This window comes from Saccharospirillum impatiens DSM 12546, from assembly GCF_000423605.1.
Taxonomy (GTDB): domain Bacteria; phylum Pseudomonadota; class Gammaproteobacteria; order Pseudomonadales; family Natronospirillaceae; genus Saccharospirillum; species Saccharospirillum impatiens.
On sequence record NZ_AUIH01000009.1, the window covers coordinates 126,650 to 152,765 of the forward strand.

Genomic DNA, 26,116 nt, shown 5'->3' on the forward strand with positions numbered 1-26,116 from the left:
TGGGGGGAGAGAGTTAGAGAGAGGGGGCGGCGTAGCCGCTACTGCCGTTAAGTGGAACCCGCTCCCCAGCCCTCTCCCGTGGGACGGGAGAGGGAGCAGTTTCGGGGGCAAACAGGTCATTCGGCACCTTATGTAATCTTAGCCAAGCACTTAAAGCTCTTCAAAGAACTTCTTTACGCCGTCAAACCAGCCATTTGAACGGGGTGAGTGCTTGTCGCTGCCCATGCCGTCCTGCAGCTCACGCAGCAGCTCTTTTTGCTTGTGCGTCAGGTTTACCGGGGTTTCTACAACCACACGGCACAACAGATCGCCAACACCGCCGCCACGCACCGGAGTTACGCCCTTGCCACGCAAGCGGAACAGGCGGCCAGTCTGGGTTTCTGACGGAATTTTGAGTTTAACCCGGCCTTCCAGCGTGGGCACTTCCAGTTCCCCGCCCAGGGCCGCTTCGGCAAAGCTGATGGGTACTTCGCAGTGCAAATTGGCACCGTCGCGTTCGAAAATGGCGTGTTTCTTAACGTGGACTTCCACGTAGAGGTCGCCTGCCGGGCCGCCGTTGCGCCCAGCCTCCCCTTTGCCAGACAAGCGAATGCGGTCGCCGGTATCAACGCCTGCCGGTATTTTCACGTTAAGTGTCTTGGTCTCTTCCTTAACGCCCCGTCCATAACAGCTGTTGCAGGGGTCGGTGATCATGTGACCGGTGCCAGAGCAGGTCGGACAGGTCTGCTGGACTGCAAAGAAACCCTGCTGCATCCGAACCTGGCCAATACCACCACAGGTTGAACATGTGGTGGGTTTGGTTCCCTTTTTGGCACCGCTGCCATCGCAGATTTCACACGCTACCAACGTCGGGACTTTGATGGTTTTTTCCGTTCCGCGAACGGCATCTTCAAGCGACATTTCCAGGTTGTACTTAAGATCAGAACCGCGCTGAACACTGGAACGGCCACGACCACCGCCGCCTCCGAAAATATCTCCGAACACATCTCCAAAGATGTCGCTGAAACTGCCATGGCCACCGCCCTGGCCGCCGCCAAAACCACTTTGACCATCTACACCGGCATGGCCGAACTGGTCGTAGGCTGCCCGCTTTTGGGAGTCTGCCAGCACTTCATAGGCCTCAGACAGTTCCTTAAACTTGGTTTCCGCATCCTTGTCATCCGGATTACGGTCCGGATGGTACTTCATGGCCATGCGGCGATAGGCTTTCTTGATGTCTTTTTCGTCCGCACCGCGTTCTACACCGAGTACGTCGTAATAGTCTCGTTTGGACATGGGGGTACAGTTAACCTTTTATAATGGGCGGTTGGCTGATGGTGTTTAGCTGTTGGTTTTGATCCGGGTGCTGGCAAATAAATTCGACCAGGCTGCTCATACAAAAAGCCAATAGCTAAAAACCAGACAAGGCAACACCCCTTGCGGGGTGTCACCTTCAGGTACAAGCAGGCAAAGGCTTACTTGTTGTCTTTTACTTCTTCGAACTCGGCGTCGACAGCGTCGTCTGCGGTGCTGTCGGCTGTGCCTTCAGCTTGTTCCGCGCCCGCTTCGCCGCTCTGGTCAGCGTAAATTTTCTGTGCCAGTGCGGAGGAAGCCTGAGTCAGGGCTTCGACCTTGGCGTTGATTGCCTCAACGTCGTCGCTCTTCAGCGCTTCCTCAACCTCTTCGATAGCCGTCTCGATGGCCTGCTTCTCTTCATCGGTTGCCTTGTCGCCGTGCTCTTTCAACGTTTTCTGAGTTGAATGAACCAGGGCGTCGGCCGTGTTGCGAACCTGAGCCAGTTCTTCGAACTTGCGGTCCTCATCGGCATGCGCCTCGGCGTCTTTAACCATATTGTCGATCTCTTCATCACTCAGACCGGAGTTGGCCTTGATGACAATCGACTGTTCTTTGCCGGTTCCCTTGTCTTTGGCAGACACGTTCAAAATACCGTTTGCGTCGAGGTCAAAGCTGACTTCGATCTGCGGCATGCCGCGCGGGGCTGGCGGAATGTCAGCCAGATCGAACCGACCCAGCGACTTGTTCTGCGCCGACACTTTACGCTCGCCCTGAACCACATGAATGGTCACGGCAGCCTGATTGTCGTCAGCGGTGGAGAACACCTGGCTCTTCTTGGTCGGAATCGTGGTGTTCTTTTCGATCAGCGGTGTCATGACACCACCCATGGTCTCGATGCCCAGCGTCAGCGGCGTCACGTCGAGCAGCAGCACGTCTTTAACGTCGCCAGACAGTACGGCGCCTTGAATCGCGGCACCAATCGCCACGGCTTCATCGGGGTTGACGTCTTTACGCGGTTCTTTACCGAAGAAGTCAGCGACTTTCTTCTGAACCATCGGCATGCGGGTCTGACCACCGACCAGAATGATATCATCGATGTCACCGATCTCATGATCAGCGTCTTTCAATGCCATCCGTACCGGCTCCAGTGAACGCTCAACCAGCTCTTCCACCAACGATTCCAGCTTGGCCCGGGTTACTTTTACGTTCAGGTGCTTGGGACCGGAAGCATCAGCGGTAATGTAAGGCAGGTTCACGTCAGTCTGCTGGCTGGAAGACAGTTCGATCTTCGCTTTCTCAGCCGCTTCTTTCAGACGTTGCATCGCCAGAGCGTCACCTTTGAGATCAATGCCGGAATCTTTCTTGAACGAATCGGCCAGGTAGTTGATCAGTTTCAGGTCGAAATCTTCACCACCAAGGAAGGTGTCACCGTTGGTGGCCAGCACTTCAAACTGGTGCTCGCCATCGACTTCGGCCATTTCAATGATGGAGATATCGAAGGTACCACCACCCAGGTCATAAACGGCGACGACGCTGTCGCCGCGCTTCTTGTCCATGCCATAGGCCAGGGCAGCCGCGGTCGGCTCGTTGATGATGCGTTTGACTTCCAGGCCAGCAATACGCCCGGCGTCTTTGGTGGCCTGACGCTGGGCATCGTTAAAGTAGGCCGGTACGGTAATCACCGCTTCGGTAACCTTTTCACCCAGGTATTCTTCAGCGGTCTTCTTCATCTTTTTCAGCACTTCGGCTGAAATTTGTGGCGGTGCTTTCTTGTCGCCCTTCACTTCAACCCAGGCATCACCATTGTCGGCCTTCACAATTTTGTAAGGCACCATGCCGATGTCTTTTTGCACCACGTCGTCTTCAAAACGACGGCCAATCAGTCGCTTCACCGCGTAGAGGGTGTTGCTCGGATTGGTCACGGCCTGGCGTTTTGCCGGCTGACCGACCAGTGTTTCATCGTCGTCGGTAAAGGCCACGATGGAAGGCGTTGTACGATCGCCTTCAGCATTTTCGATAACCTTGGGCTTGTCACCTTCCAAAATCGCTACACACGAGTTGGTGGTACCCAGGTCGATGCCAATGATTCTACCCATGTTACTGACACTCCATAATTTGTTGAACGGTTCAAATGACGGTTCGGTTAACGTCTTGTCTGGCTATATGAGAGCCGCTTTGCTGAATTCAAGACCCCACGCTTAACAGGGGTATTAATAACGGCGTTTTAACGCTTAATCAGCTGATTGCCTGTTCAATAAGGGGCAATCGGTAATAATCAAGCGGTTTCGTCAATGCTGTTTTTGGCTGGACCACCCTTGCTGACCATCACCATAGCCGGGCGCACCAGACGTCCGTGCAAGGCATAGCCTTTTTGCATCACCGCCATCACGGTGTTGGGTTCCATATCCGGGTTTTCGACCATGCTCATCGCCTGGTGCACCTGAGGATCAAAAGGCTCACCTTCAGGGTTAATGACGGTAATGCTGAACTTCTCGAAACTGTCCAGAAGGCTCTTCAGCGTCATTTCAACGCCTTCTTTGAGCGGTTTTACGTCATCCGTTTCAGTTTCAATCGCCGCCAGCGTCCGCTCCAGGTTATCTGCAACGTCCAGAATTTCCCGAACAAGCTTCTCCTGACCGTATTTGTGAGCGTTCTCGACATCTTTCTCGACACGCCGGCGTACATTGACCATCTCGGCCTCGGCACGAAGGTAGCGGTCCTTACTGAGCTGAGCCTCTTCGCGGACTGCCTCAAGCTCTGCTACCAGGTCCTGCTCTGTCGCTGCCACGGACGCCTCTTCAGGGGCGGCCTGGGCGTCGTCGACCAGTGTCTCGTCCTGCGTCACGTCGGTTTCCTGTGCTTCTACGGGTTTCTCTTCGTGTGCCATCTCTCGATCCCAATAACAACCGTGTTCAAAGTGAGGCTCTTCCGCTACCCGACCGGGGTAACAGGAAGAAGCTAGCTGGCGCACTTTAATTGGGCCATGACCTGGCATTTCAAGGCGACCAGGGCGCTTTCAGGCGACAAAAACCCCTAAAATTGACTAAAAAGGGCCTCCAGGCCTCTTCAATACAGACACGCACCTTGAAAGACATCGCGGTAAAGCAGTTGGTGGCGATTCAATACCCAAAGAGCGACATAAATCTCTTGAGCTTGCCGGATTTTTACTGTACAAAAACACAGTATTCAGGCAACTCAGGTCGCTTTCTTATGCTGCACACACTGCTGATTCGTAACATTGCCATCGCCGATAACATCGAAGTGGAATGGAAACTGGGCATGACCGCCATTTCCGGGGAAACCGGCGCGGGCAAGTCCATCCTGCTTAATGGACTGTCTCTGGCACTCGGCGAACGCGCCGACAGCAGCGTGGTGCGCCACGGCGAGAAGCGAGCCGAGGTGACGGCCACTTTTCAGGTTGGCCGTATAGCAGCAGCCCTGGACTGGTTAACTGAACGCGACCTGGATCAGGGCGAAGAATGCATCCTGCGACGAACCGTTTCGGCCGAAGGCCGCTCACGCGCCTACATAAACGGGCAGCCCGTTCCGCTGACCGAGCTCAAGTCGCTGGGGGAGATGCTGATCGACATCCACAGCCAGCACGCACACCAGTCTCTATTGCGCATAGACACCCACCGCACCTTACTCGACGATTACGCCGGCCTGGCAGAGCAAGCCCAGGCCGTGAGCCACGCCTGGATACGCTGGCAAGGCAAGGCACGCCACTACAACCAGCTTAAGGCGCAGGCCGACGACAACAGCGCGCGCCAGCAACTGCTGAACTATCAGTTCGAAGAGCTCAGCGCTCTGGCGCTCGAAGTCGGTGAAGTGGAAGCTCTGGAGGCAGAGTTTAAGCGCTATGGGCAAACCGAATCTCTGGTTAGCGGGGCTTACGGTGCCCGCCAGTTTCTGGAACCGGAAAACGACGGTACCGGCGCGCTCGATGGCCTGAAGCAAGCCCTGCATCAGCTACGCAACCTACAGGACAGCAACCCCTCACTCAGCAACGCCGTGGAACTGCTCGACAGCGCCCTGATCCAAAGCCAGGAAGCTGTAAACGACCTGGAGCACTATCTGGCCAGTTTCGAGGTCGATGAAAGCCGGGTGCAGCATGTAGAAGAACGACTTGACCGCATTCATACCCTGGCACGCAAGCACCAGGTACGCTCCGAGGCCCTGCCCGGCCTGATCGGAGAGCTGGAAACAGAGCTGGCCAGCCTGGCTGAAGCCGTTGATGGCCTCGACGACCTGGCAGAAGAAGTCAGCGACCTGGCAGAGACCTATCAGCAGCAGGCCCGGCAGTTGTCAGAGCAACGCCAGGCCGCTGCCACGCGCATGGCCGAAGATGTCATGGAGAAGCTGCATCAGCTCGCGATGCCCGGCGCATGTTTTGAAGTTGCGTTCACCACCCTGGAAAAAGCCACGCCTGACGGTCTCGACCAGATTGAATTTCTGGTCAGCATGAACCCGGGGCAACCGGTGCGGCCACTGGGGAAAGTCGCCTCAGGCGGTGAGTTATCGCGAATCTCGCTAGCGATACAGGTGATTTGCGCCGAACACAGTACCATTCCTACCCTGGTGTTCGACGAAGTAGACGTCGGCATCAGTGGTGCAACCGCTGAGATTGTGGGCTTAATGCTGCGCAGTGTCGGCGAACGGGGGCAGGTCATTTGTGTAACGCACCTGCCGCAAGTTGCTGCTCAGGGGCACAACCACTGCGTGGTCAGCAAGGAGCAGCAGGGCCAGATCACCCGCACCCGTATACTGCCAATACAACAGGAAAGCCGAATCGATGAGATTGCACGCATGCTGGGGGGCATCGACATTACCGCCCAGACACGGGCACATGCAGAAGAAATGTTAATGCGACAACAGCGACAGCATTGATGTGTCGCCTTTTGCAATAGCGGCTGCGCTGCACTGCGCGCGCTCTACCCTTTCGCAAGAGTGGAGAGAAGCTGGTTATGTGCAGTGCCACAGTCGACTGGCGCTGCTCATGTTCAGCCAACCCCTGCTTGTTACCCCGCCCCATGGGAAAGTGCTGGAGAGAGGGTTCTCGCAGGGCTTTTACGTGCCGTTCCTGCTAGAGCAGGCTCTGCAAGTATGCCCGGGTTTCTTCCTTGCCCGCGAACCCGGCTTCCACTTTCTGTACCGTGCCGGTTCTGTCGATCACATAGGCGGTAGGGTAGCCCTGGGGGCGGAACTCGCTAACGACGCGCTGATCTTTATCGGACAGAATCAGAAAGTCGACCGGTGTCGCTTGCAGGAAGCGCTCAGCCAGCGCTGGGTCCTCATCAGTATTCAAACCAATAAAAACAACCTGGTTTCTGAATTCTTCATGCAATTCATTAAGTACAGGAAAAGATTTACGACAGGTTGTGCACCAGCTGGCCCAGAAGTCGATGTAGACGACACGACCCTGCAGCGCGGTGCTGTCCAGCATCCGGCCATCCAGTGTCGGCAAACGAAAGGCTGGCATGGTGTCGCCTTCACTCACATCGGCAAGAACAGACGGCGCAACACTGAACAGCACACCCAGTGCAACCACCCCTGACAAAAGCGTCAGTCGAAAAGAACTTCTTTTGACTCCCGACACCGAACCAGACCGCTTGTGACGGTTACTCAAGCACTTACTCAATCCGGAAAAAACAGGTCCGACTGCCGACATACTACTTACTCCACATAAAATCGATAGAGCCAGCAGTATACTGCAGACCCCAACACAGGAACGGGAACGGGTTCACGCCCCAGGCAGGTCCCGACCGCTTGTACCCGGGTAAAAGCGATCGATTCAGGCTTTTTTGGCGCGCACATAGAGAATCAGACTGTGGTCGACCAACTCCAGACCATGCTCTTTCGCAATCTCATGCTGCCGCCGCTCGATGACATCATCGACGAACTCGATGACTTCACCGTTATCGACATTCACCATATGGTCGTGATGCTCCGGGCTTGCCAGTTCATAAACCGAATGAGTACCGTCAAAGTTGTGCTTGGCGACCAGCCCGGCCGATTCGAACTGGGTCAGCACCCGATAAACCGTTGCCAGACCCACATCTTCACCGCTGTCCTGAAGTGCCTTGTAAACTTCTTCTGCACTCATATGGCCGTCGGGATTGCCCTCAAACATTTGCAGGATTTTGAGCCTCGGCAAAGTGACTTTGAGGCCAACTTTTTTCAGTTCCTGATTTTGAGTTGTCACTGTGTCGTCTCCTGTAAACTTGCGTGATACACTGACCGGCGCTGCTGCATGCGCAGCCGCGCAGCCGTCAACAGCTGGCACCCTTGCCGCTGGCCGTGTTTTTGTAATGAGTCTGAACCATTTAAGTGGGATGATAACGATTTGAACCTGAAAAGAACAAAGGTAATTGCCCGCGCTCTAATCACCGGCGCACTGGTGAGCCTGACACTGAGCGCCTGCGCCCTACTGACACCCTATCAGCCAGAACTCAAGCAGGGCAATTTCGTCAAAGAGGAACAACTGCAGCAACTGACTCCCGGCATGTCAGCCGAACAAGTTCAGTTCTTGCTGGGCACTCCGATGCTAACCGGCGAAGCCCCTCAGGACCGGTGGGTATACCCCATTCTGGATGAGCAAGGCGAATACCGGACCGTTACCGTTGAATTTGAAGGCAGCAGCGTTGCCCGAATAAGCCGTAGCTGACAGAGCGGGGGCGTGCGCGCCCCAAGTCAAGGCGCCACAGCAGGCAAAGACAGAAACCCTCCCGTTTGCCAGTCTGGCTATCCGGCAGCGTCCTGCTTGGCTTTGGCAGCCCGGTTCAGACGGGCCTGCTTGGGGTCGATCAGCAGGGGACGGTACAACTCGACCCGGTCACCGGCATGCAGCTCTTCGATATCCGGTTTGGGGATTTTACGTCCAAACACCCCCATCGGCGTACCTTCCAGCGTTAGTTCAGGAAACTCCCGTTCTATGCCACTTTGGCGAACAGCCTCGGCCACGGTGGTGCCTACTGGTACGTCAACTTCAACGATAAGCTGTTTTTCGGGTGTGGCGTAGGCCACCTCGACTTTGATCATGTCCATACCGTCCCCTTGCCCTGAAAGATTGCGGAAGAAAACCTCCCGTTTTCTTCTATAACCGGTTAATCAAAACGTGCGCTGCTTGTTTACCCATACAGTTGTTGCGCACGGCGAACAAACGCATCCACCATGCGGTCTGCGACTTGCCTGAAAATCTGACCAAAGGCAAACGCAGCCAGCCGGCCATCAGTTTCGAATGTCAGATCCAGCGTTACCCGACAGCCTTCCGGCCCCAGCGGCTTAATTGTCCAGACGCCATGCAGGGATTTTAAAGGCCCCTTCTCAAGGTTTAACTCAATGCGGTGCGGCCGCTCCAGCTTGTTTCGGGTAATAAGGGTTCGTTCAATCCCGGCTTTGCGCACCACCATACGTCCGACCATGTGATGCTCGGAGGCTTCTACCACGTCAGCAGCCACCACACCGTCCAGAAAAGCCGGATAGGATGCGACATCGTTGATCAGGTCGTAGAGGGTTTCCGCAGGGTGCGGCAACAGGGCAGAACGGTGAATGTCGGTCATGAAAACCTGCAAGTAGATGTATGTAGGGCGATACTGCATCGAGCCGAAGCCCGCCAGTGCCAATCAATCCAGCGGAAAAATGGCCTGGCGACGGATCCAGCGGGCCAGTTGTACGAGCACCACAACAATCGCAATAACGCCAAGTATTTCAGGCAAGCTCGCACCACTCAGACCGAGTGAGTCGCGGGTAAATGTTAACGCAAGCGCCGCCGGGATCACAAATTTGAGAGAAGCGCGCCAAGCCATGTAGCGCCCACCTACCCGAGGGTTTACCTGCTTTAGCACCTGATTGGGAGGCAAATGCCAGCCCACTCCCCAGGAGATCATCAGCGCCACCAGAGGCACAACGAGCGAATAGCTAAACCCACTGAGCAGCTCTGAAAACGGCTGACCCCTCCAGGTGAGCGCCGACTCGACCTGTACCGAAAACAGTAACACCAATGCCAGCAAGGCCGCTGCCAGCAAGGCAAGCAACAGCCCGCCCCGACGAGTTTGGCCGCTACCGCTAAGGCTAATCAGCAACAAAAGCGGGACGCTGCTCAACATGCCCACCACAGCCGCGACAAGCAGGAACAACCGCAAATGCATGGCTCCATCACCACCCCTTGCAATTTGTTCGACCAACCCCTGTAACACCAGACCAGAATCGCCACTGGAGGCCGGTATGATGGTGAGCCCCGGGAAAACGGCTGATACGATCGATAAACCGAGCCAAAGGTCAAACAACTGCACCGAGAGCACCCAGTACCCTGTCGGCAAACTCTGCGGCAGTCGCGTGCCCACCAGATACCAGACAAGAAATCCGGCCACGGACGACAACAACGCATACTTGAGCGCCTGCTGCACCCCTTCGGCGTTAACCTCCCCCCAACTCCAGGCGTCAAGCAAAGCACCGGACTGGGGAATCTGCATAACGATGAACAACAGACACAATGGCAGGGCAACAGCATACGCAAAGGCCATTCCGTACCAGGCAAACCAGGCAAGCAGGGCGAGAATGAAGACTTGCAATACGATCCAGCGCGACAATTGAACCTGATCAGCCCCCAGCTCATACCAGTATAAGATTCGGTCAAGCCCGTCGAAATCGTTCAACCCTCCACGCAATGCATCACGGGTGATGGAGAGTGTCCAACTGGCGTTATGCAACGTCAGCGCAACAACACAAATAACGGCCAGCACCAGCGCACTCAGCAAAACCGGCGCCAGCGGCCCCAGCCGGCCAGTCTGCACCCATTCAAAAGGGGTGATACGGTACAAACGACCGGCCACGAGCTCGGCATGAAGCAACGGCAGCACAATCACCAGTTTAAAAATGGCGTAAAGCGCCAGAAAGGTCAGTTCCCCATAACGAGCCGCATACACTGGCAATAGCAGGAAGTCCGACAAGCCAATCTGGCTGCCAAAAAGGATCAGTAGGATCAATAATCGATTCATCTGTGCAGTATACCCTGAAACTAACTGCAGGCAGATTGCGTAGACTGTATTGGGTGCCTATGGTTTGGTGGCAGAAATCCATTTGGCGACAACTGACAGGCTAACAGACCAGTGACAACGCTATCAGGAGACCATTGATGAACAAGGTAATGCGCTACCGCCTGATGTCTCAGGCAGCCATCTGCGTGTTTTCGGGTACCTTATTACTCCCGTCAACTGCTCTGGCCGAACCCTTAACCGAAGGTTCAAGCCTCGGTCACGACTATCAGGTCGAAGAAATCGCCAATGGTTTTAGCGCCCCATGGGGCATGACCTTTGTATCGGATACAGAACTGGTGATTACCGGACGGGGGGGCCAGCTCTGGATACTGGACACCGGCTCCAAAACTCGTACGGAACTCAGTGGCTTGCCTGACGATATAGCCACCCGGGGGCAAGGCGGCTTGCTTGACGTGCAAGCCAGCCCATCATTCAGCTCAGACAAAACGCTCTACTTTACCTACAGCAAAACCGTTAACAATGGAGCAGCCACAACGCTGGCGCGGGCGCTGCTCTCAAGCAACAACCGGCAACTGACGCAGTGGGAAGATTTGCTGGTAACCGATTCAGCCTCTTCCGCAGGGCAACATTTCGGCAGTCGGGTCACGTTCGATAATGACGGTTACGTCTACTTCGGCGTCGGCGACCGAGGGGATCGGGACAACGGCCAGGACTTCAGCAATCACGCCGCGTCCATCATGCGGCTCCACCAGGACGGCCGCGTGCCCGACGACAATCCCTTCGTGAGCGACTCCGGTATTCCCAATGAAATCTGGAGCCTGGGCCATCGTAACCCCCAGGGACTGGTTTTTGACGAGCAGCGGAACATGCTTTGGGAGATCGAACACGGCCCGCGCGGGGGTGACGAAATCAACGTGATTGAGCCCGGAGGAAACTACGGGTGGCCTGTGGTCTCTCATGGCCGGGAATACTGGGGCCCGGTCGATGTAGGTGAAGCAGAATCATTGCCTGGCTACATTGATCCGGTCAAAGTATATGTACCTTCCATCGCGCCGGGAAGCCTCATAGTCTACCAGGGCGAGGCTTTTCCCGGATGGCAGGGGCACCTGTTTGCCGGCGCTCTGGTGCTGACGCACCTGAATCATATTGAAGTGACTGAGCAGGGGGGGATCGGCAGGGAAGATCGGTTGCTGGACGAGCTGGGCGAGCGCATTCGGGCTGTTGCAGAAGACCATAGGGGACACCTCTACTTGTCTACCGACAGCGGCCGCATTTTACGAATCTCACCCGCGAATTCGTGAACCTTACTGGCTAAACCGACCCCTGGCTTTTGCTTCAAGCCAGGGGGGTCGGTTTACCTTCTCAGTCGACCATAACATCGAAGAAGAGATAGTCTTTGCGAATGCGGTTATAGGTACCATCATTCTTTACAGAATCCAGGCCCTGGTTAAACAGCCGTCTCAGGTTATCGTCATCCGGCCGGAAAGCCATGCCTACACCCTCGCCCAACTGGCGTGCTCGCCCGAGAATGGGAAAGTTACCGCCGATCATGAACTCACTCTCCCAATGCGGATAGTCGTGAAAGACGGCATCCACTTCCTGGCTGCGCAGGGCCACGTTAACCTCTTCATTGGTCTCGTAGGTGCGCACAGTCGCTGTATCGCCGTAGGTATCGATCAGGTATTCATGTTGGATGGTGTTGGCGATAACCCCAATCCGACGCCCTTCCAGCGCGCCTTTGTTGTCGGAACTGATGCCGCTGTTGCTGTGAGTAAACAATACTGACGGGGTGGAATAGTAGGGGTCAGAAAAATCGACCATTGCCTTGCGTTCGCTGTTGATCGACATCGACGACATGATGGTGTCGTAGTTACCCGCCAGCAAACCATCGATAATGCCATCCCAGGGGGTGACAACCCATTCGCACTGGATGCTCAACCGCTGACAGGTCGCATTACCCAGGTCAATCTCAAACCCGGTCAGTTCGCCATTGTCATCACGAAACTCATAGGGTGGGTAAGGAACGTCGACGCCGATGCGAACCACATCGAGCTCTATCTCGGTCGATCCCTGGAATTGCATGTAGCCGAAACCGGCCCCTACGACGACCACCGCGATCAGCACTGGCAGAATAATCTTCAGATTCATAGAACACATTCACTCTTTGGGGAATTCACCGAAATGTTACCGTACCGCAAAATCAACCCCTACACCCGGCCTGAGGTCGTATTTATGCAGATTATGTACTCACGGCTGAAAAAAGCACCGGGCAGGACCCCGACTCATTCAATGTTGCGCATAATGGCGTCAAACACCTGGCCAGTTCCGTCATTCAAGCCGTCAATAATGGTGAAGTGATCACAGTCCGTCACAGCCTCCACAACCACTTCACGCTGCGGGTCAGCCGCATTCAGGTGCGCTTTGTAAGCCCGGGACTGGCGATGGAACTCGTCTGACTCCAGCGCCCCCACCATCAAATTCACCGGGCAACCGACCTGCGGCTGCGCATTCAGCGGACTCAACGCCATGACATCGCGACCGGTTAACTGCAGCTTGGGCTGCAACCAGGAGTACGGGAAAGGCCCCAGATCAAAGAGCCCGCTGATAGCCGTAGCCCCTTTAATGAGGTCCGGCGCGCGGCCATAAAGCCCTTGCCAGTCTGTTGCCAGCAACATGCCCGTGATATGGCCCCCGGCTGAATGGCCAGACACGGTAATTCTTTGCGCATCGTACCCATACTCAGTGGCATGGTCTGCCAGCCAGAGCAGCGACACCTGGCATTGACGCACTAACTCAGCCAACGTCACTAACGGGCACAGCGCGTAATTAACTACCGCCACACTCACCCCGGCCTCCACCAGACCGCGTGCTGCGAAAGAAAACTCCTTGTTGCTCAGCGAGCGCCAGTAGCCGCCATGAAAGAATACATGCAGCGGTGCGCCCGGTTGTGTGGCAGGGAACAGATCGAGCGTTTCCGCCAGGCTCTGGCCGAAGCGCACATCAGCGTGAACCTTCAAATCTGCCATGGCTGCCGCGCTCATGGCCTGGTAACGAGCCATAGCGGCGGCGCCATCGGCCGTTTTCGACGGATCGTAGGCCAGGTCGATGGCCTCCTGAGTTTCAAATTGACGGTACAGCATAGTGTCTCCGGCTTTCAATTAAGTACGTGATTAACAAAAAAAATTCCGGAGTTCACTTCAATTCACTGGCATTTGCCCGCATCGGCACCCGACGGACACTTTCCAGCAAACTACGCAACTTTAGTAACCGGAACGTCAGGATAACCCTGAACCTCTTTCGGACACCATTAAAGCGTCTTTTCGGTTAATTGTTCAAGCATGAATGTTTAAGCTTGAAATACTTTCGACAGCGGACTACATTGGAGGGAAAGACGCAGAACAAGAAAAACGCGACACATTAAAAGACGTTGGACATTAAGGGACGCAAGACAAAGACAGACGTCCATTACTGACTCAACTCTTGAAATTGGCAACCAACTGAGTGCCCGGCACCGGGTATGCCTATCCGGGGTAGGCATACCCGGTGTCGGGCACGGGCTTAGCCACTATAAGGTCATTAAGAATGAAAATAGCTTGTCTGGGTGGTGGACCCGCGGGTCTGTACTTTGCCATCAGCGCCAAATTGCGCAATCCGGATCACGATATCCAGGTGTTTGAACGCAACAAAGCGGACGACACCTTTGGCTGGGGCGTGGTGTTATCTGACGAAACCCTCGACAACCTGGCGCAGAACGACCCGGTCAGTGCCGAGCGCATTCGCGAGCATTTCGCCTACTGGGATGACATTGCCGTCGTTCACAACGGCGTGCGTACCACCTCGACCGGTCATGGCTTCTGTGGCATCGGTCGCATGCAACTGCTGATTCTGCTGCAGGAACGCGCCAGAGAGCTGGGCATCACCCTGCTTTTTGAAACGCCCTTTGACGACATCGACGCCTATGTCAGAGATTACGACCTAGTGGTCGCAGCCGATGGCATACACTCCAGAGTGCGCCAGCACTACGAACACATCTTCAAACCAGACATTGACGTTCGCGCCTGTAAGTTCGTTTGGCTAGGCACGCATCAGAAATTCAACGACGCTTTCACCTTTATTTTCGAGAAAACCGAGCACGGCTGGGTCTGGGCGCACGCTTATCAGTTCGATAACGACACCGCCACCTTCATCGTTGAGTGCTCTGAAGCGACCTGGAACGCCTTCGGCTTCGGGAGCATGAACCAGGATGAGTCGATCGCTGTGTGCGAGCGTATTTTTGCCGACCATCTCGCCGGCCATGCCCTGATGACCAACGCACGCCACATTCGCGGTTCAGCGTGGATCAATTTCCCGCGCGTGCTGTGCGAGCGCTGGAGTCACAACAACGTCGTGCTCATGGGCGATGCCTCGGCCACAGCGCACTTTTCCATTGGCTCCGGTACCAAACTGGCCCTCGAATCGGCCATCGCTCTGGCCGACTATATTGAGTCGGAAGCCACGCTCAGTAGCGCGTTCGAACGTTATGAAGCTGAACGCAGGCTGCAGGTCTTGCGTCTGCAATCGGCGGCACGCAATTCCACCGAGTGGTTCGAGCAAGTGGAGCGCTACCTCGATCTCGACCCGGTTCAGTTCAACTACGCCCTGCTGACCCGGTCCCAGCGTATCAGCCACGAAAACTTGCGTCTGCGTGACCCGGCCTGGCTGCAATCGGCCGAGCGCTGGTTCCAGCAACAGGCCGGTGCCGACAACGATCAGGCGCCGATGTTTGCCCCCTACCGTATCCGTGGGATGACACTGAAGAACCGGGTGGTGGTGTCGCCGATGGCGCAATACAAAGCCATCGATGGTTGCCCGACAGACTGGCACTTCGTGCATTATGCCGAACGAGCCAAAGGCGGCGCTGGCCTGGTGTACACCGAAATGACGTGCGTTACGCCAGAGGGCCGGATTACACCCGGGTGCCCCGGCATCTACAACGCCGAGCACATCGCAGCATGGACACGTCTAACGGATTTTGTGCATACCGAAACCGATGCCAGGATCTGCATGCAACTCGGTCATTCCGGCGCCAAGGGTTCAACCCAGCTCGGCTGGGAAACCATGGATGCACCGCTGAAAGCGGGCAATTGGCCAATCATGGCCGCCTCTGCCCTGCCCTGGTCACCAAACAACGCCGTCCCCCGGGAAATGGATCGTGCCGCTATGGATGCGGTTCGCGACGCTTTTGTCCGGGCAACCCGTTCAGCCGACGCGGCGGGTTTCGACATGCTCGAAGTGCATGCCGCTCATGGTTATTTGCTCTCGGGCTTTATAACGCCGCTGACCAACCACCGGACCGACGAGTACGGTGGCAGTCTCGAAAACCGCATGCGCTACCCACTCGAAGTGGTAGCGGCTGTGCGCGAAGCCTGGCCCGAAGACAAGCCGCTGTCGGTTCGCATTTCAGCCCAGGACTGGGTCGGTGATGAGGGCATCACACCCGACGAAGCCGTTGACATCGCCGCTCTTTTCAAAACCGTCGGAGTTGACCTGATAGATGTGTCTGCCGGTCAAACCTCGGTTCAGGCCCGGCCCGTTTATGGCCGCATGTTCCAAACCCCCTTTGCCGATCGTATTCGCAATGACGTGAAGATACCCACCATGGCTGTCGGCAACATCTACGACCCGGACCATGTCAATTCCATTCTAATGGCCGGCCGGGCCGATCTGGTCTGTCTGGCGCGGCCTCACCTGGCCGATCCTTACTGGACATTGCACGCTGCGGCCAAAATCGGCAACGACCAGCAAGCCTGGCCCAAACCTTACTACGCCGGACGCGATCAACTGCTGCGCCTGGCGGAACGCGATGAAGGACTGATATAACCCATGCCATCGGATACCACAGACAACAGCATCGCTGACAAGCGGGTTCTGATCACCGGCGGCGGCAGTGGCATCGGTGCCGACCTGGCCCGTGCCTTTGCCAATGCCGGCGCCCAGGTGATCATTGCCGGTCGAACGGAAGCCAAACTGCAGCAGATCGCCGCGCTGCACGCCAAAATCGACTACCGGATCGCCGACGTCACCGACGCGGCCTCGGTTACCGCGCTGTTTGCGGACTGTGATTCACTCGACATCGTCATCGCCAACGCCGGTGCCGCCAGCAGCGCACCGCTTCGAAAAACCAGCCTCGAAGACTGGCAACGCATGCTGGATGTGAATTTGACGGGCGTGTTTCTAACACTGCAGGCAGGTCTGGCCAAACTCAGCGACGGCGGCCGGTTAATGGCCGTCGCCTCGACGGCCGGATTGAAAGGCTACCCCTACGTCGCCCCCTACTGCGCCGCCAAACACGGCGTCATTGGGCTGGTGCGTGCTCTGGCGCAGGAAACTGCCAAACAAGGTATTACCGTCAACGCCCTATGCCCGGGTTTTACCGAAACCCCTCTGCTCGATGAAAGCCTGGCGAACATCAGTGCAAAAACCGGGCTCAGTGAGGCGCAAGCAAGAGCGCAATTAACGGCGACAAACCCTCAGGGGCGTTTGATTCAACCCTCGGATGTGTCGGCCACGGCCCTCTGGCTCGCCAGCCCCCACGCGCAGGCAATAACAGGACAGGCCATCGCCATCGCGGGAGGGGAACTCTGATGAGCGAGCAAGCCACCACCCCCAACAGGCACCTGACCAGCAAGGAACACTTGCGCCTCTGGTTGCGATTGTTGCGCACAACGCGCCGGGTCGAGGCCGATTTGCGCGAAAGACTGCGCCTGCAATTCAACACCACCCTGCCCCGTTTTGATGTCATGGCTGCCTTGTCGCGCCATCCGGATGGCCTGAAGATGAATGAACTGTCCCAACAGTTAAAAGTCTCAAACGGCAACGTCACCGGCATCATCAGCCGTCTGGTGGAAGATGGTTGGGTGGAACGCATCGCCATCGAAGGTGACCGCAGAGCAACAAGGGTGTTGTTGACCGCAGCCGGCAACCAACAGTTTCATCACATGGCCCAGGCCCACGAGCACTGGGTGGATGAACTGTTCAGCTCGCTGTCGGGCCAGGAAACCCATCACATGAACGAATTGTTTGCACACCTGCCCACCGAAGCCGGACCAGAGCCGGACAGCCCAGCACCGGACAACCAGGGAGAACTACGATGAAAATGGCCAACCACGCCCCCAAACACTTTCTCTGGCGCACGGAAGGCCCGGTCGCCATCATTCAACTGAACCGGCCCGAACGCAAAAACCCGCTCACCTTCGAAAGCTACGCGGAATTGCGCGATACCTTTCGGGATCTCGCCTATGCCGACGACATTCACGCCGTCGTCTTTGCAGCCAATGGCGGCAATTTCAGTTCCGGGGGCGATGTGCACGACATCATCGCGCCTCTGGTCGGTATGGAGATGAAAGAGCTGCTCGCCTTTACCCGCATGACCGGTGACCTGGTCAAGGCGATGATTCACTGTAACAAGCCAGTGATTGCAGCAGTCGACGGCATCTGCGTCGGCGCCGGTGCCATCATCGCCATGGCCTCGGACATTCGCTTCGCCACACCCGAGGCGAAAACGGCGTTCTTGTTTACCAAAGTTGGGCTGGCCGGGTGCGACATGGGTGCCTGTGCCATCTTGCCACGCATTATCGGCCAGGGCCGCGCCGCAGACCTGTTGTACAGCGGCAGAACCATGAGTGCCGAAGAAGGCCACCATTGGGGATTTTACAACCGACTGGTCGCGGCCGGTCAGCTCGAGGCAGAGGCTCTGGCTTACGCGCAAACACTCTGCGACGGCCCGACCTTTGCGCACGGCATTACCAAAACCCAGCTCAACCAGGAATGGTCGATGAGTATTGACCAGGCCATCGAATCCGAAGCCCAGGCTCAGGCAATCTGCATGCAGACGCGTGACTTTGAGCGCGCCTACAACGCCTTTGTCGCCAAAGAAAAACCCGCTTTCGGAGGCGACTGATGAGCGATACCAGTTTTTTAACCTGGCCTTTTTTCGATGATCATCACCGCCGATGGGCGGCCGATCTCGACGCCTGGTGTTCACAAAATCTGAGCCACAGTGGCCTCGAGACAGACACCGATGCCGAATGCATTCACCTGGTTCAGGCGCTTGGCAAAGCCGGCTTTCTGATGCCAACAGCCGGCGATGCCATTGACGTGCGTACCTTATGTCTCGCCCGCGAAACCCTGGCCCGCCATCACGGCCTGGCTGATTTTGTGTTTGCAATGCAAGGGCTTGGCACCGGCGCCATTAGCCTGTTCGGGACCGATGAGCAAAAACGCTGGCTCGATAAAACGCGCGCCGGTGACGCGATATCGGCTTTTGCCCTAACGGAACCAGCCTCCGGCTCGGACGTGGCCAACATGACCACCGAAGCCATTCGCGACGGTGATGACTACATCCTGAACGGCGAGAAAACCTGGATCTCCAACGGTGGGATTGCGGACGTTTACACCGTCTTCGCGCGCACCGGTGAAGCGCCGGGTGCCAAAGGGTTATCGGTGTTTCTGGTCGAAGCAGACCGTGCCGGTTTTGAGATTCGCGAACGCCTGCACACCATGAGCCCACACCCGCTGGCACGCATCGGCTTTAAAAACGTCCGGATTCCGGCCACGAACCGCATTGGTGAATCCGGTCAGGGGTTCAAAATCGCGATGTCCGTACTCGATGTGTTCCGTTCTACGGTAGGTGCCGCCGCTCTGGGTTTTGCGCGGCGTGCTCTGGATGAAACGCTGGATCGCTGTCAGCACCGGGAACTGTTCGGCGGCCCGCTGTCCGACTTGCAAATGGTTCAGGGCCACATTGCCGACATGGCACTGGATGTCGACGCCGCAGCTTTACTGGTTTACCGCGCCGCCTGGACCAAAGACCAGGGCGCCGCCCGCGTCAGCCGCGAAGCGGCCATGGCCAAACTCTACGCCACCGACCGGGCGCAATCGGTCATCGACAAGGCCGTGCAATTACACGGCGGCGATGGCGTGCGCAAAGGTCATATTGTGGAAAGTCTGTATCGGGAAATACGCGCCCTGCGAATTTATGAAGGCGCGTCGGATGTACAAAAAATTGTGATTGCACGCAGCGCTTTGAATGCAGGCTAGAAGGACAGACACTCAAGTTTTGGGATTCGCTGAGCAGACAAACTGCGGGTGCCGGGTGTGCTCATGCGGGCCAACGCCCTAAGGCCGACCAAGACCCAGAACCTTGACTAACAACAATAAATGAGAGGAAACCATGTCAGTTCCGTCAGCCCACACCGATACTTACTGTCGTGACCATCTGCCACCGGCCGATCAACAACCGGTGTTTCTACTCGACGGGTTACACTACCCCGAGCAGTTAAATGCCGGCGTCGAACTGACCGATCGTCTTGTTGAGCAAGGCCTCGGAGATCGCACCGCGCTGATCGGCAATGGCCGTCGCCGCACCTACAAAGAACTGGCTGACTGGACCAATCGCCTGGCACATGCCCTGGTCGATGACTTTGGCATAAAGCCTGGCAACCGGGTATTGATTCGTTCTGCCAACAATCCAGCGTTCGTGGCCTGCTGGCTCGCCGTCACTAAAGTGGGGGCAGTTGCCGTCAATACCATGCCCATGTTGCGCGCCGGTGAGCTGGCCAGAATCGTCGACAAGGCTGAAATTTCTCATGCCCTCTGCGACACCCGCCTGCTCGATGAGATCAAACGCTGCGCGGCTGACAGCCAGTTTCTGAAACACGTCATCGGCTTTGACGGTACCGCCAATCACGATGCTGAACTGGACCACGCGGCTCTGGAAAAACCCGTGCACTTCGATGCGGCGGCTACCCGGTCAGACGACGTCGCGCTGCTTGGGTTTACCTCCGGTACCACCGGCTCGCCAAAAGCCACCATGCATTGTCATCGTGACTTGTTGGCCGTCGCCGATACCTACGCAAAAGAGGTGTTAAACGTCACGCCAGACGACGTGTTCGTTGGCTCACCTCCCCTGGCGTTTACTTTTGGTCTGGGTGGCCTGGCCATTTTCCCGCTGCGCTTTGGCGCGACCGCCACCTTGCTGGAAACCGCCTCGCCCCCAAATATGATCGATATTATTCAGCGCTATAAGGCCACCATTTCTTTCACCGCACCGACCGCTTATCGAGTCATGCTGAAAGCCATGGATGAAGGCGCTGATCTGTCCAGCCTGCGTGCGGCGGTATCGGCGGGCGAAACCCTCCCGGCTCCGGTATTCGACGAGTGGCAACAAAAAACCGGCAAACCCATGCTCGACGGCATCGGCGCCACAGAAATGCTGCACATTTTCATTTCCAACCGGCCCGACGACGCCAGACCCGCTTGCACCGGCACACCCGTTCCCGGGTACGAGGCAAAAGTGGTCGATGACGAGATGAACGAAGTGCCCCGGGGCACCGTGGGCAAACTCGCCGTGCGCGGGCCCACCGGCTGCCGCTACATGGACGACGCCCGCCAACTCAATTACGTGCGCGATGGCTGGAACCTCACCGGCGATGCGTTTACTCAGGATGAAGAGGGCTATTTCCACTTCGCCGCCCGCACCGACGACATGATCATCAGTTCCGGCTACAACATTGCCGGCCCGGAAGTCGAAGCTTGCCTGCTTGGCCATCCCGACGTCATGGAGTGCGCGGTCATCGGCGCCCAGGACGAAGAGCGCGGCCAGATCGTTCAGGCCCACATCGTGCTGGCCGACGGTCTGGTCGCCGATGAGGACTGCATCAAACGCCTGCAGGACTATGTGAAAAGCCAGATCGCACCCTACAAATACCCGCGCTCCATTAAGTTCATCGAGCAATTGCCAAAAACGGCCACGGGTAAGGTTCAGCGATTTCGGTTGAAGGAGAAGGGCTGAATGAACCCCCCGGTTAGTTAGAAATTCGCCGACAAACTTTAGACGGTACCAAGGTTTTCTAAGGTGCCAATGGACATACCCGACCGCCCTGGAAGCAAGGGTGGTTACGTCAACGCGAATTTCTAAGGCAGCTAACAGTCTTTAACCAGAAAGGTGGTCAAATTAAAAAGCTGACATTTGACGAGCAAACATCGAACGGACTTGGGTATGATGTTTTGAGAGTCGTCAAAGCAACCGGCTAAGAAAGCATACGCCGTCGGATATGACACCGGCGGGGCGTCGGCTCCCATGGATGGGAGCCGCCGAGCTTACATGGACGTTCTTGCAGCGACCCGCCGGGGTCGTATCCGACGGCGGATGCGAACCATCGGCACGCGTTTAGTTCTACCAGAGAGTCAAACAATAACGAGAAAAACACCAGGAGGTGTGACCATGAAGAAGGTAATGAATGCAGGTCTGGGACTGTTGATGGCAACGGCCATTGCGGCACCGACGCACGCTGAAGACGTTAAGATTGGTATGATCACGACCCTGTCCGGTGGCGGTGCGCACCTGGGTGTGGATGCACGCGATGGCTTTATGCTGGCCATTGAACAGTCCGGTCGCGATGATGTTGAAGTGTTGATTCAGGACGACGCCCAGAAACCGGATGTCGCCAAAAGCCTCGCCGATGAATTCGTGCAGCGCGAAAACGTCGACATCATGACCGGGATTATCTGGTCGAACCTGGCCATGGCTGTCATCCCGAGCGTGGTGCGTCAGGGTACATTTTACCTGTCTGTCAACGCCGGGCCGTCTGATCTGGCCGGTCGGCTGTGCCACGAAAATTACTTCAACGTCGCCTGGCAGAACAACAGCCTGCACGAAGCGATGGGCGAGTACATGAGCACCGAAGGGTTCGACAATGCCTTCATTCTGGCCCCGAACTACCCGGCCGGAACCGACGCGCTCGAAGGCTTCAAGAACCGTTACACCGGTGAACTGGCCAACGAAGTTTATACCCAGTTGGGGCAAACCGATTACGCCGCCGAAATTGCCCAGATCCGCGCGAGTGGTGCCGACAGCGTGTTTTACTTCCTGCCGGGTGGCATGGGCATCGCTTTCATGAAGCAATATGCAGGCTCCGGTGTCGACATTCCGGTCTACGGCCCGGCCTTCTCGTTCGATGAAATCATCATCGGTGCGATTGGCGAATCTGCGATTGGCGTACGCAACACCTCACAGTGGGCCTACGACCTCGACAACGCCGCCAACCAGACGTTTGTGTCTGCCTTCCGGGAAAAACACGGTCGCACCCCGACCTTGTACGCCTCCCAGGGCTATGACACGGCGCGTTTGATTCTCTCCGCCCTTGATGAAGCGCATCCGGATGACAAAGACGCCTTCCGCGAAGCCCTGCGCGCTGCCGATTTTGATTCGGTTCGCGGCGATTTCCGTTTCGGTGCCAACCACCACCCGATTCAGGACATCTATGTCCGCGAAGTGGTCGCCAGTGGCGACGGTGTCACCAACCAGCTGGTCGGTGTTGCCGTTGAAGACATGCAAGATGTGTACGTCGATCAATGCTCAATGTGATTGACCGGGGGAGTTCGCTCCCCCTGCTATTACCTGCGAGGACTTCCGCGTGACCCTGTCGTTACTCTTTGAACAACTGCTCAATGGCCTGCAGCTGGGTACCATGCTGTTTCTGATGGCCAGTGGCCTGACGCTGGTGTTTGGTGTCATGGGGCTGATCAACCTCGCGCACGGGTCGTTTTACATGACCGGTGCCTTTGTAACTGCCTGGGTGACGGGCACCACCGGAAATTTTTGGGTAGGTTTACTGGCCGGAACGCTCGCAGCAGCGGCCGTAGGCGCCCTGGTCGAATTTGCCGTGATCCGGCGGCTTTATCAGCGCGACCATCTCGATCAGGTGCTTGCCACCTTTGCGCTGATCCTTATTTTTTCCGAAGGAACTCGCTGGCTATATGGGTCCTCCCCTCTGTGGTTGAACGTCCCGCAGAGCCTGGCGGGGTCTGTTCGCTTGCCCTTCGGTGTCGAATACCCGCTGTACCGCCTTGCCATCATCGGCATGGGTGTCCTGATTGCCATTGGCTTGTATTTGCTGATCAGCCGCACCCGACTGGGCATGCGCATACGCGCCGGTGAAAACGACCGGGAGATGATCGGTGCACTGGGGGTCGACATCAGCACGCTCTATACCCTGGTCTTCGCACTGGGCGCCGGCCTGGCTGGGCTGGCCGGTGCCACCATCGGGGCCTTGCAGTCGGTTCAGGTTGGTATGGGCGAACCGGTGTTGATTCTCGCCTTTGTCGTGATCGTGATCGGCGGCATTGGCTCGATCAAGGGCGCCCTCGTTGGTGCCCTGCTGGTGGGCCTGGTCGACACGCTGGGCCGGGTATTGTTACCCGATCTGTTCAAGCTGTTTATGGAAGCCTCCGCGGCGTCTGGCGTCGGGGCGGCCATTGCCTCGATGCTGATTTACATCCTGATGGCCATCATCCTGATCTTCAAACCCAACGGCCTGTTCGCCGTGAAACACTGAGAATGCCGGTCATGACGCAATCACACACCCTTACTGCAACCGGCCTGGCCCGAACAACCCGCTTCCGGCTCGACCGGGAAGGCTGGATCAGCCTGAGTCTGCTACTGATTCTGGTCGTTGGCGCTACCGTCGCCTACCTTGCCGGCGAACGATTTTTCGTCAACCTGGCATCGCGCATGGTCATCATTGCCCTGGCGGGCGTCGGCCTCAACCTGGCACTCGGCTTCGGGGGCATGGTCAGTTTTGGCCATGCGGCTTACTTCGGGCTGGGCGGCTACGTTGCCGGTATTGGCGCCTTTCACGCCTTCGATATGACCCCGGCGCTCGGCATTCCGTTTCTGCCCAACGGCAGCGACCAGATGATTCCACTGTGGCTGACGGCCATTGCCCTGTGTGGCCTTCTCGCCTATGGCATTGGCCGACTGTCGCTGGGCACCTCGGGCGTTTACTTCATCATGATCACCCTGGCCTTTGCCCAAATGATCTACTATTTCGCCATTTCCTGGCCGACTTACGGCGGTGAAGATGGGCTGCCCATCTACATTCGCAATCAGCTCTGGGGCCTGAATACCAACAACAGTCTCGTCTTCTTTTTTCTCTGCTTTGGTCTGTTGGTTCTGGCGTTGTCGTTCTGCCATCGCCTGCTTGGCTCGCGCTTCGGCGCTGCACTGACCATGGCCCGGCTGAACCCGATTCGGCTGGCGACCTCGGGGGTTGAGCCGCGGCCAATCAAGTTGATGGCCTTTGTGATCAGCGGCATGATAACCGGCCTGGCTGGCGCGCTCTTTGCCGATCTGAATGGCTTCGTCGGCACCTCCATGCTCGACTGGCATCGCTCCGGTGAGATCATGGTGATCGTCATTCTCGGCGGTGTCGGTCGTCTCTATGGGCCGGTCGCCGGAGCCATGTTGTTTGTTGCCATGGAATTCTGGCTCGGCGGTTTGACCGAGTACTGGCAATTCTTTCTCGGCCTGGTGCTATTGGCTGTGGTTCTTTTTGCGCGCGGTGGTGTGTTCGGTCTGCTCGCGGGGAGATCCCGCCATGAATGACGCCGTGCTCCGCATACAAAATCTGAACAAGCGATTTGGCGCTTTGCATGCAACGAAAGACGTGTCTTTCAATGTCATGCCAGGCGAGATCCATGCGCTGATCGGCCCGAACGGTGCGGGCAAATCCACGCTGATCGCCCAGATTGCCGGCACCCTGCCGCCGGATTCCGGCACGCTCTGGCTCGACGGTCAAACGCTCGACGACCTTTCAGTTGCCGCGCGCGCGCGTCAGGGACTGGGCCGTAGCTTCCAGGTATCGTCGCTGGCTGAAAGCCTGAGCGTGCGGCGCAACGTCATGATGGCGGTGCAAGCCCTGCAAGGCACCAGCTTCCGCTTCTGGACACCCGTCAATAGCGATACCAGTCTGCGCGAACCGGCCGAGGCCGTACTGGAGCAGATGGCCCTGAGCCATCGGGCAGATACCCAGGTCGCCGAGTTGTCTCATGGCGAACGTCGGCAGGTGGAAGTAGCCTGCGCTCTGGCGTTGAAGCCCAAGGTATTACTGCTGGATGAACCCATGGCAGGCCTGGGACCCGAAGGCACCGCCAAGCTGACCACACTGCTCGAAACTCTCAAACACCAGGTGCCCATCTTGCTGATCGAACACGATATGGATGCCGTCTTCCGCCTGGCTGACCGCATTTCGGTATTGGTGGCCGGCGAAGTCATTGCTCACGGCACCAGCGAAACCATTCGCAACGACCCGAACGTACGCGAAGCCTATCTGGGGGACGATCATGCTTAACGTAACCAATCTGGAGACCTTTTACGGCCCGTCCCAGGCCCTGTTTGGCGTTGACCTGTCCATCGCGGCCGGCGAACTGGTCGCACTGATGGGCCGCAATGGCATGGGTAAAACCACGACCATACGCTCGGTGTTCGGGCTCACCCCGCCTTCGGCGGGCACGATAGAATTTGAAGGCAAAGACATCACCAAGGCTCAGGGCTTTCGTATCGCCCAGATGGGGCTGGGGCTGGTGCCCGAGGGACGACGTTGCTTCACCAACCTCTCGGTGCGCGAAAACCTGCTGGCCACCGCCCGGCCAGGCCACTGGAACCAGCGCCGGGTAGAAAGCCTCTTCCCACGCCTGGCTGAACGGCGTGACCAGAGCGCAAACACCCTTTCCGGTGGCGAACAGCAGATGCTGGCAATAGGCCGAGCCCTGATGACCAACCCCAAACTGCTGGTGCTTGATGAGGCCACGGAAGGGCTGGCTCCGGTCATTCGCCAGGAGATCTGGCGAGCGATACGCACGCTGAAGGCCGAGGGCTTGTCGATTCTGCTGGTCGACAAGACCCTGAAAGAAGTGCTGCCTCTGGCCAGTCACTGCCTGATTCTGGAAAAAGGCCAGACGGTCTGGGCCGGTGAACCCGATGCCCTGACTGACGACCTAAAAGACCGATACCTGGGCGTATAACC

24 protein-coding genes are annotated in these 26,116 nt (G+C 57.1%); 14 read left to right on the forward strand and 10 right to left on the reverse strand.

Going from position 1 to position 26,116, the window contains the following annotated elements:
- Positions 1-150: 150 nt before the first annotated feature.
- From dnaJ to grpE, 3 genes are all read right to left on the reverse strand, one after another.
- The gene (gene dnaJ, locus G565_RS0108625; RefSeq protein ID WP_028670560.1) at positions 151-1,275 is read right to left on the reverse strand and encodes a molecular chaperone DnaJ; all 1,125 of its coding nucleotides are present in this window, start codon (positions 1,273-1,275) and stop codon (positions 151-153) included.
- Between the two features lie 179 nt (positions 1,276-1,454).
- On the reverse strand, positions 1,455-3,371 hold the full coding sequence (gene dnaK / locus G565_RS0108635; RefSeq protein ID WP_028670561.1) for a molecular chaperone DnaK: 1,917 nt from the start codon (positions 3,369-3,371) through the stop codon (positions 1,455-1,457).
- A 179-nt stretch (positions 3,372-3,550) separates the two neighbouring features.
- On the reverse strand, positions 3,551-4,162 hold the full coding sequence (grpE, locus tag G565_RS0108640) for a nucleotide exchange factor GrpE (RefSeq protein ID WP_028670562.1): 612 nt from the start codon (positions 4,160-4,162) through the stop codon (positions 3,551-3,553).
- 323 nt (positions 4,163-4,485) lie between these two features.
- On the opposite strand from grpE, the gene recN reads away from it, so the two are divergent.
- A complete protein-coding gene (gene recN, locus G565_RS0108645; protein ID WP_028670563.1) occupies positions 4,486-6,162 on the forward strand; it encodes a DNA repair protein RecN in 1,677 nt (558 codons plus the stop codon).
- A 196-nt stretch (positions 6,163-6,358) separates the two neighbouring features.
- Here the strand turns inward: recN and G565_RS0108650 are convergent, their stop codons facing one another.
- Together G565_RS0108650 and fur are read right to left on the reverse strand one after the other, a co-directional pair.
- Positions 6,359-6,901, reverse strand: a complete 543-nt coding sequence (locus G565_RS0108650; protein ID WP_169579628.1) for a TlpA family protein disulfide reductase — start codon at positions 6,899-6,901, stop codon at positions 6,359-6,361.
- A 165-nt stretch (positions 6,902-7,066) separates the two neighbouring features.
- Positions 7,067-7,477 (reverse strand): ferric iron uptake transcriptional regulator, encoded by a 411-nt coding sequence (fur, locus tag G565_RS0108655; RefSeq protein ID WP_028670565.1) that lies wholly within the window; start codon positions 7,475-7,477, stop codon positions 7,067-7,069.
- A 141-nt stretch (positions 7,478-7,618) separates the two neighbouring features.
- Here fur and G565_RS23545 point away from each other — a divergent pair, with 141 nt between their 5' ends.
- The gene (locus G565_RS23545; protein ID WP_169579629.1) at positions 7,619-7,939 is read left to right on the forward strand and encodes an outer membrane protein assembly factor BamE; all 321 of its coding nucleotides are present in this window, start codon (positions 7,619-7,621) and stop codon (positions 7,937-7,939) included.
- Positions 7,940-8,016: 77 nt separating this feature from the next.
- On the opposite strand, the gene G565_RS0108665 is transcribed toward G565_RS23545, so the two are convergent.
- From G565_RS0108665 to G565_RS0108675, 3 genes are all read right to left on the reverse strand, one after another.
- Complete coding sequence (locus G565_RS0108665) at positions 8,017-8,319, reverse strand: RnfH family protein (RefSeq protein WP_211227148.1); 303 nt, start codon at positions 8,317-8,319, stop codon at positions 8,017-8,019.
- A gap of 83 nt (positions 8,320-8,402) precedes the next feature.
- Positions 8,403-8,834 (reverse strand): type II toxin-antitoxin system RatA family toxin, encoded by a 432-nt coding sequence (locus G565_RS0108670; protein ID WP_028670567.1) that lies wholly within the window; start codon positions 8,832-8,834, stop codon positions 8,403-8,405.
- Between the two features lie 63 nt (positions 8,835-8,897).
- Complete coding sequence (locus G565_RS0108675) at positions 8,898-10,271, reverse strand: hypothetical protein (RefSeq protein WP_028670568.1); 1,374 nt, start codon at positions 10,269-10,271, stop codon at positions 8,898-8,900.
- Positions 10,272-10,408: 137 nt separating this feature from the next.
- On the opposite strand from G565_RS0108675, the gene G565_RS0108680 reads away from it, so the two are divergent.
- Positions 10,409-11,572, forward strand: coding sequence for a PQQ-dependent sugar dehydrogenase (locus tag G565_RS0108680; protein ID WP_051207636.1), 1,164 nt, complete (start codon positions 10,409-10,411; stop codon positions 11,570-11,572).
- A gap of 61 nt (positions 11,573-11,633) precedes the next feature.
- Here the strand turns inward: G565_RS0108680 and G565_RS0108685 are convergent, their stop codons facing one another.
- Entirely contained in the window at positions 11,634-12,419 is a 786-nt protein-coding gene (locus G565_RS0108685; protein WP_037338368.1) for a transporter substrate-binding domain-containing protein, read from the reverse strand.
- Between the two features lie 134 nt (positions 12,420-12,553).
- A complete protein-coding gene (locus G565_RS0108690; RefSeq protein WP_028670571.1) occupies positions 12,554-13,411 on the reverse strand; it encodes an alpha/beta hydrolase in 858 nt (285 codons plus the stop codon).
- 442 nt (positions 13,412-13,853) lie between these two features.
- Here G565_RS0108690 and G565_RS0108695 point away from each other — a divergent pair, with 442 nt between their 5' ends.
- From G565_RS0108695 to G565_RS0108745, 11 genes are all read left to right on the forward strand, one after another.
- The gene (locus G565_RS0108695) at positions 13,854-16,130 is read left to right on the forward strand and encodes a bifunctional salicylyl-CoA 5-hydroxylase/oxidoreductase (RefSeq protein ID WP_028670572.1); all 2,277 of its coding nucleotides are present in this window, start codon (positions 13,854-13,856) and stop codon (positions 16,128-16,130) included.
- A gap of 3 nt (positions 16,131-16,133) precedes the next feature.
- Complete coding sequence (locus G565_RS0108700) at positions 16,134-16,895, forward strand: SDR family NAD(P)-dependent oxidoreductase (RefSeq protein WP_028670573.1); 762 nt, start codon at positions 16,134-16,136, stop codon at positions 16,893-16,895.
- Positions 16,895-17,404, forward strand: a complete 510-nt coding sequence (locus tag G565_RS23550) for a MarR family winged helix-turn-helix transcriptional regulator (protein ID WP_051207638.1) — start codon at positions 16,895-16,897, stop codon at positions 17,402-17,404. The genes G565_RS0108700 and G565_RS23550 overlap by 1 nt, the downstream gene beginning before the upstream one ends.
- Entirely contained in the window at positions 17,401-18,210 is an 810-nt protein-coding gene (locus tag G565_RS0108710) for an enoyl-CoA hydratase family protein (RefSeq protein ID WP_028670574.1), read from the forward strand. The genes G565_RS23550 and G565_RS0108710 overlap by 4 nt, the downstream gene beginning before the upstream one ends.
- A complete protein-coding gene (locus tag G565_RS0108715; protein WP_028670575.1) occupies positions 18,210-19,349 on the forward strand; it encodes an acyl-CoA dehydrogenase family protein in 1,140 nt (379 codons plus the stop codon). Before G565_RS0108710 ends, G565_RS0108715 begins: the two co-directional genes overlap by 1 nt.
- 133 nt (positions 19,350-19,482) lie before the next feature.
- Entirely contained in the window at positions 19,483-21,102 is a 1,620-nt protein-coding gene (locus G565_RS0108720; RefSeq protein WP_028670576.1) for a benzoate-CoA ligase family protein, read from the forward strand.
- Positions 21,103-21,534: 432 nt separating this feature from the next.
- Entirely contained in the window at positions 21,535-22,677 is a 1,143-nt protein-coding gene (locus G565_RS0108725) for an ABC transporter substrate-binding protein (RefSeq protein WP_028670577.1), read from the forward strand.
- Between the two features lie 49 nt (positions 22,678-22,726).
- Complete coding sequence (locus G565_RS0108730) at positions 22,727-23,647, forward strand: branched-chain amino acid ABC transporter permease (RefSeq protein ID WP_028670578.1); 921 nt, start codon at positions 22,727-22,729, stop codon at positions 23,645-23,647.
- Between the two features lie 11 nt (positions 23,648-23,658).
- A complete protein-coding gene (locus G565_RS0108735; RefSeq protein WP_051207653.1) occupies positions 23,659-24,696 on the forward strand; it encodes a branched-chain amino acid ABC transporter permease in 1,038 nt (345 codons plus the stop codon).
- Complete coding sequence (locus G565_RS0108740; protein WP_028670580.1) at positions 24,689-25,441, forward strand: ABC transporter ATP-binding protein; 753 nt, start codon at positions 24,689-24,691, stop codon at positions 25,439-25,441. Before G565_RS0108735 ends, G565_RS0108740 begins: the two co-directional genes overlap by 8 nt.
- Positions 25,434-26,114 carry an ABC transporter ATP-binding protein gene (locus tag G565_RS0108745; protein ID WP_028670581.1) on the forward strand — a complete coding sequence of 227 codons (681 nt, stop codon included), beginning with the start codon at positions 25,434-25,436 and terminating at the stop codon, positions 26,112-26,114. Before G565_RS0108740 ends, G565_RS0108745 begins: the two co-directional genes overlap by 8 nt.
- The last annotated feature ends 2 nt before the right edge of the window (positions 26,115-26,116 follow it).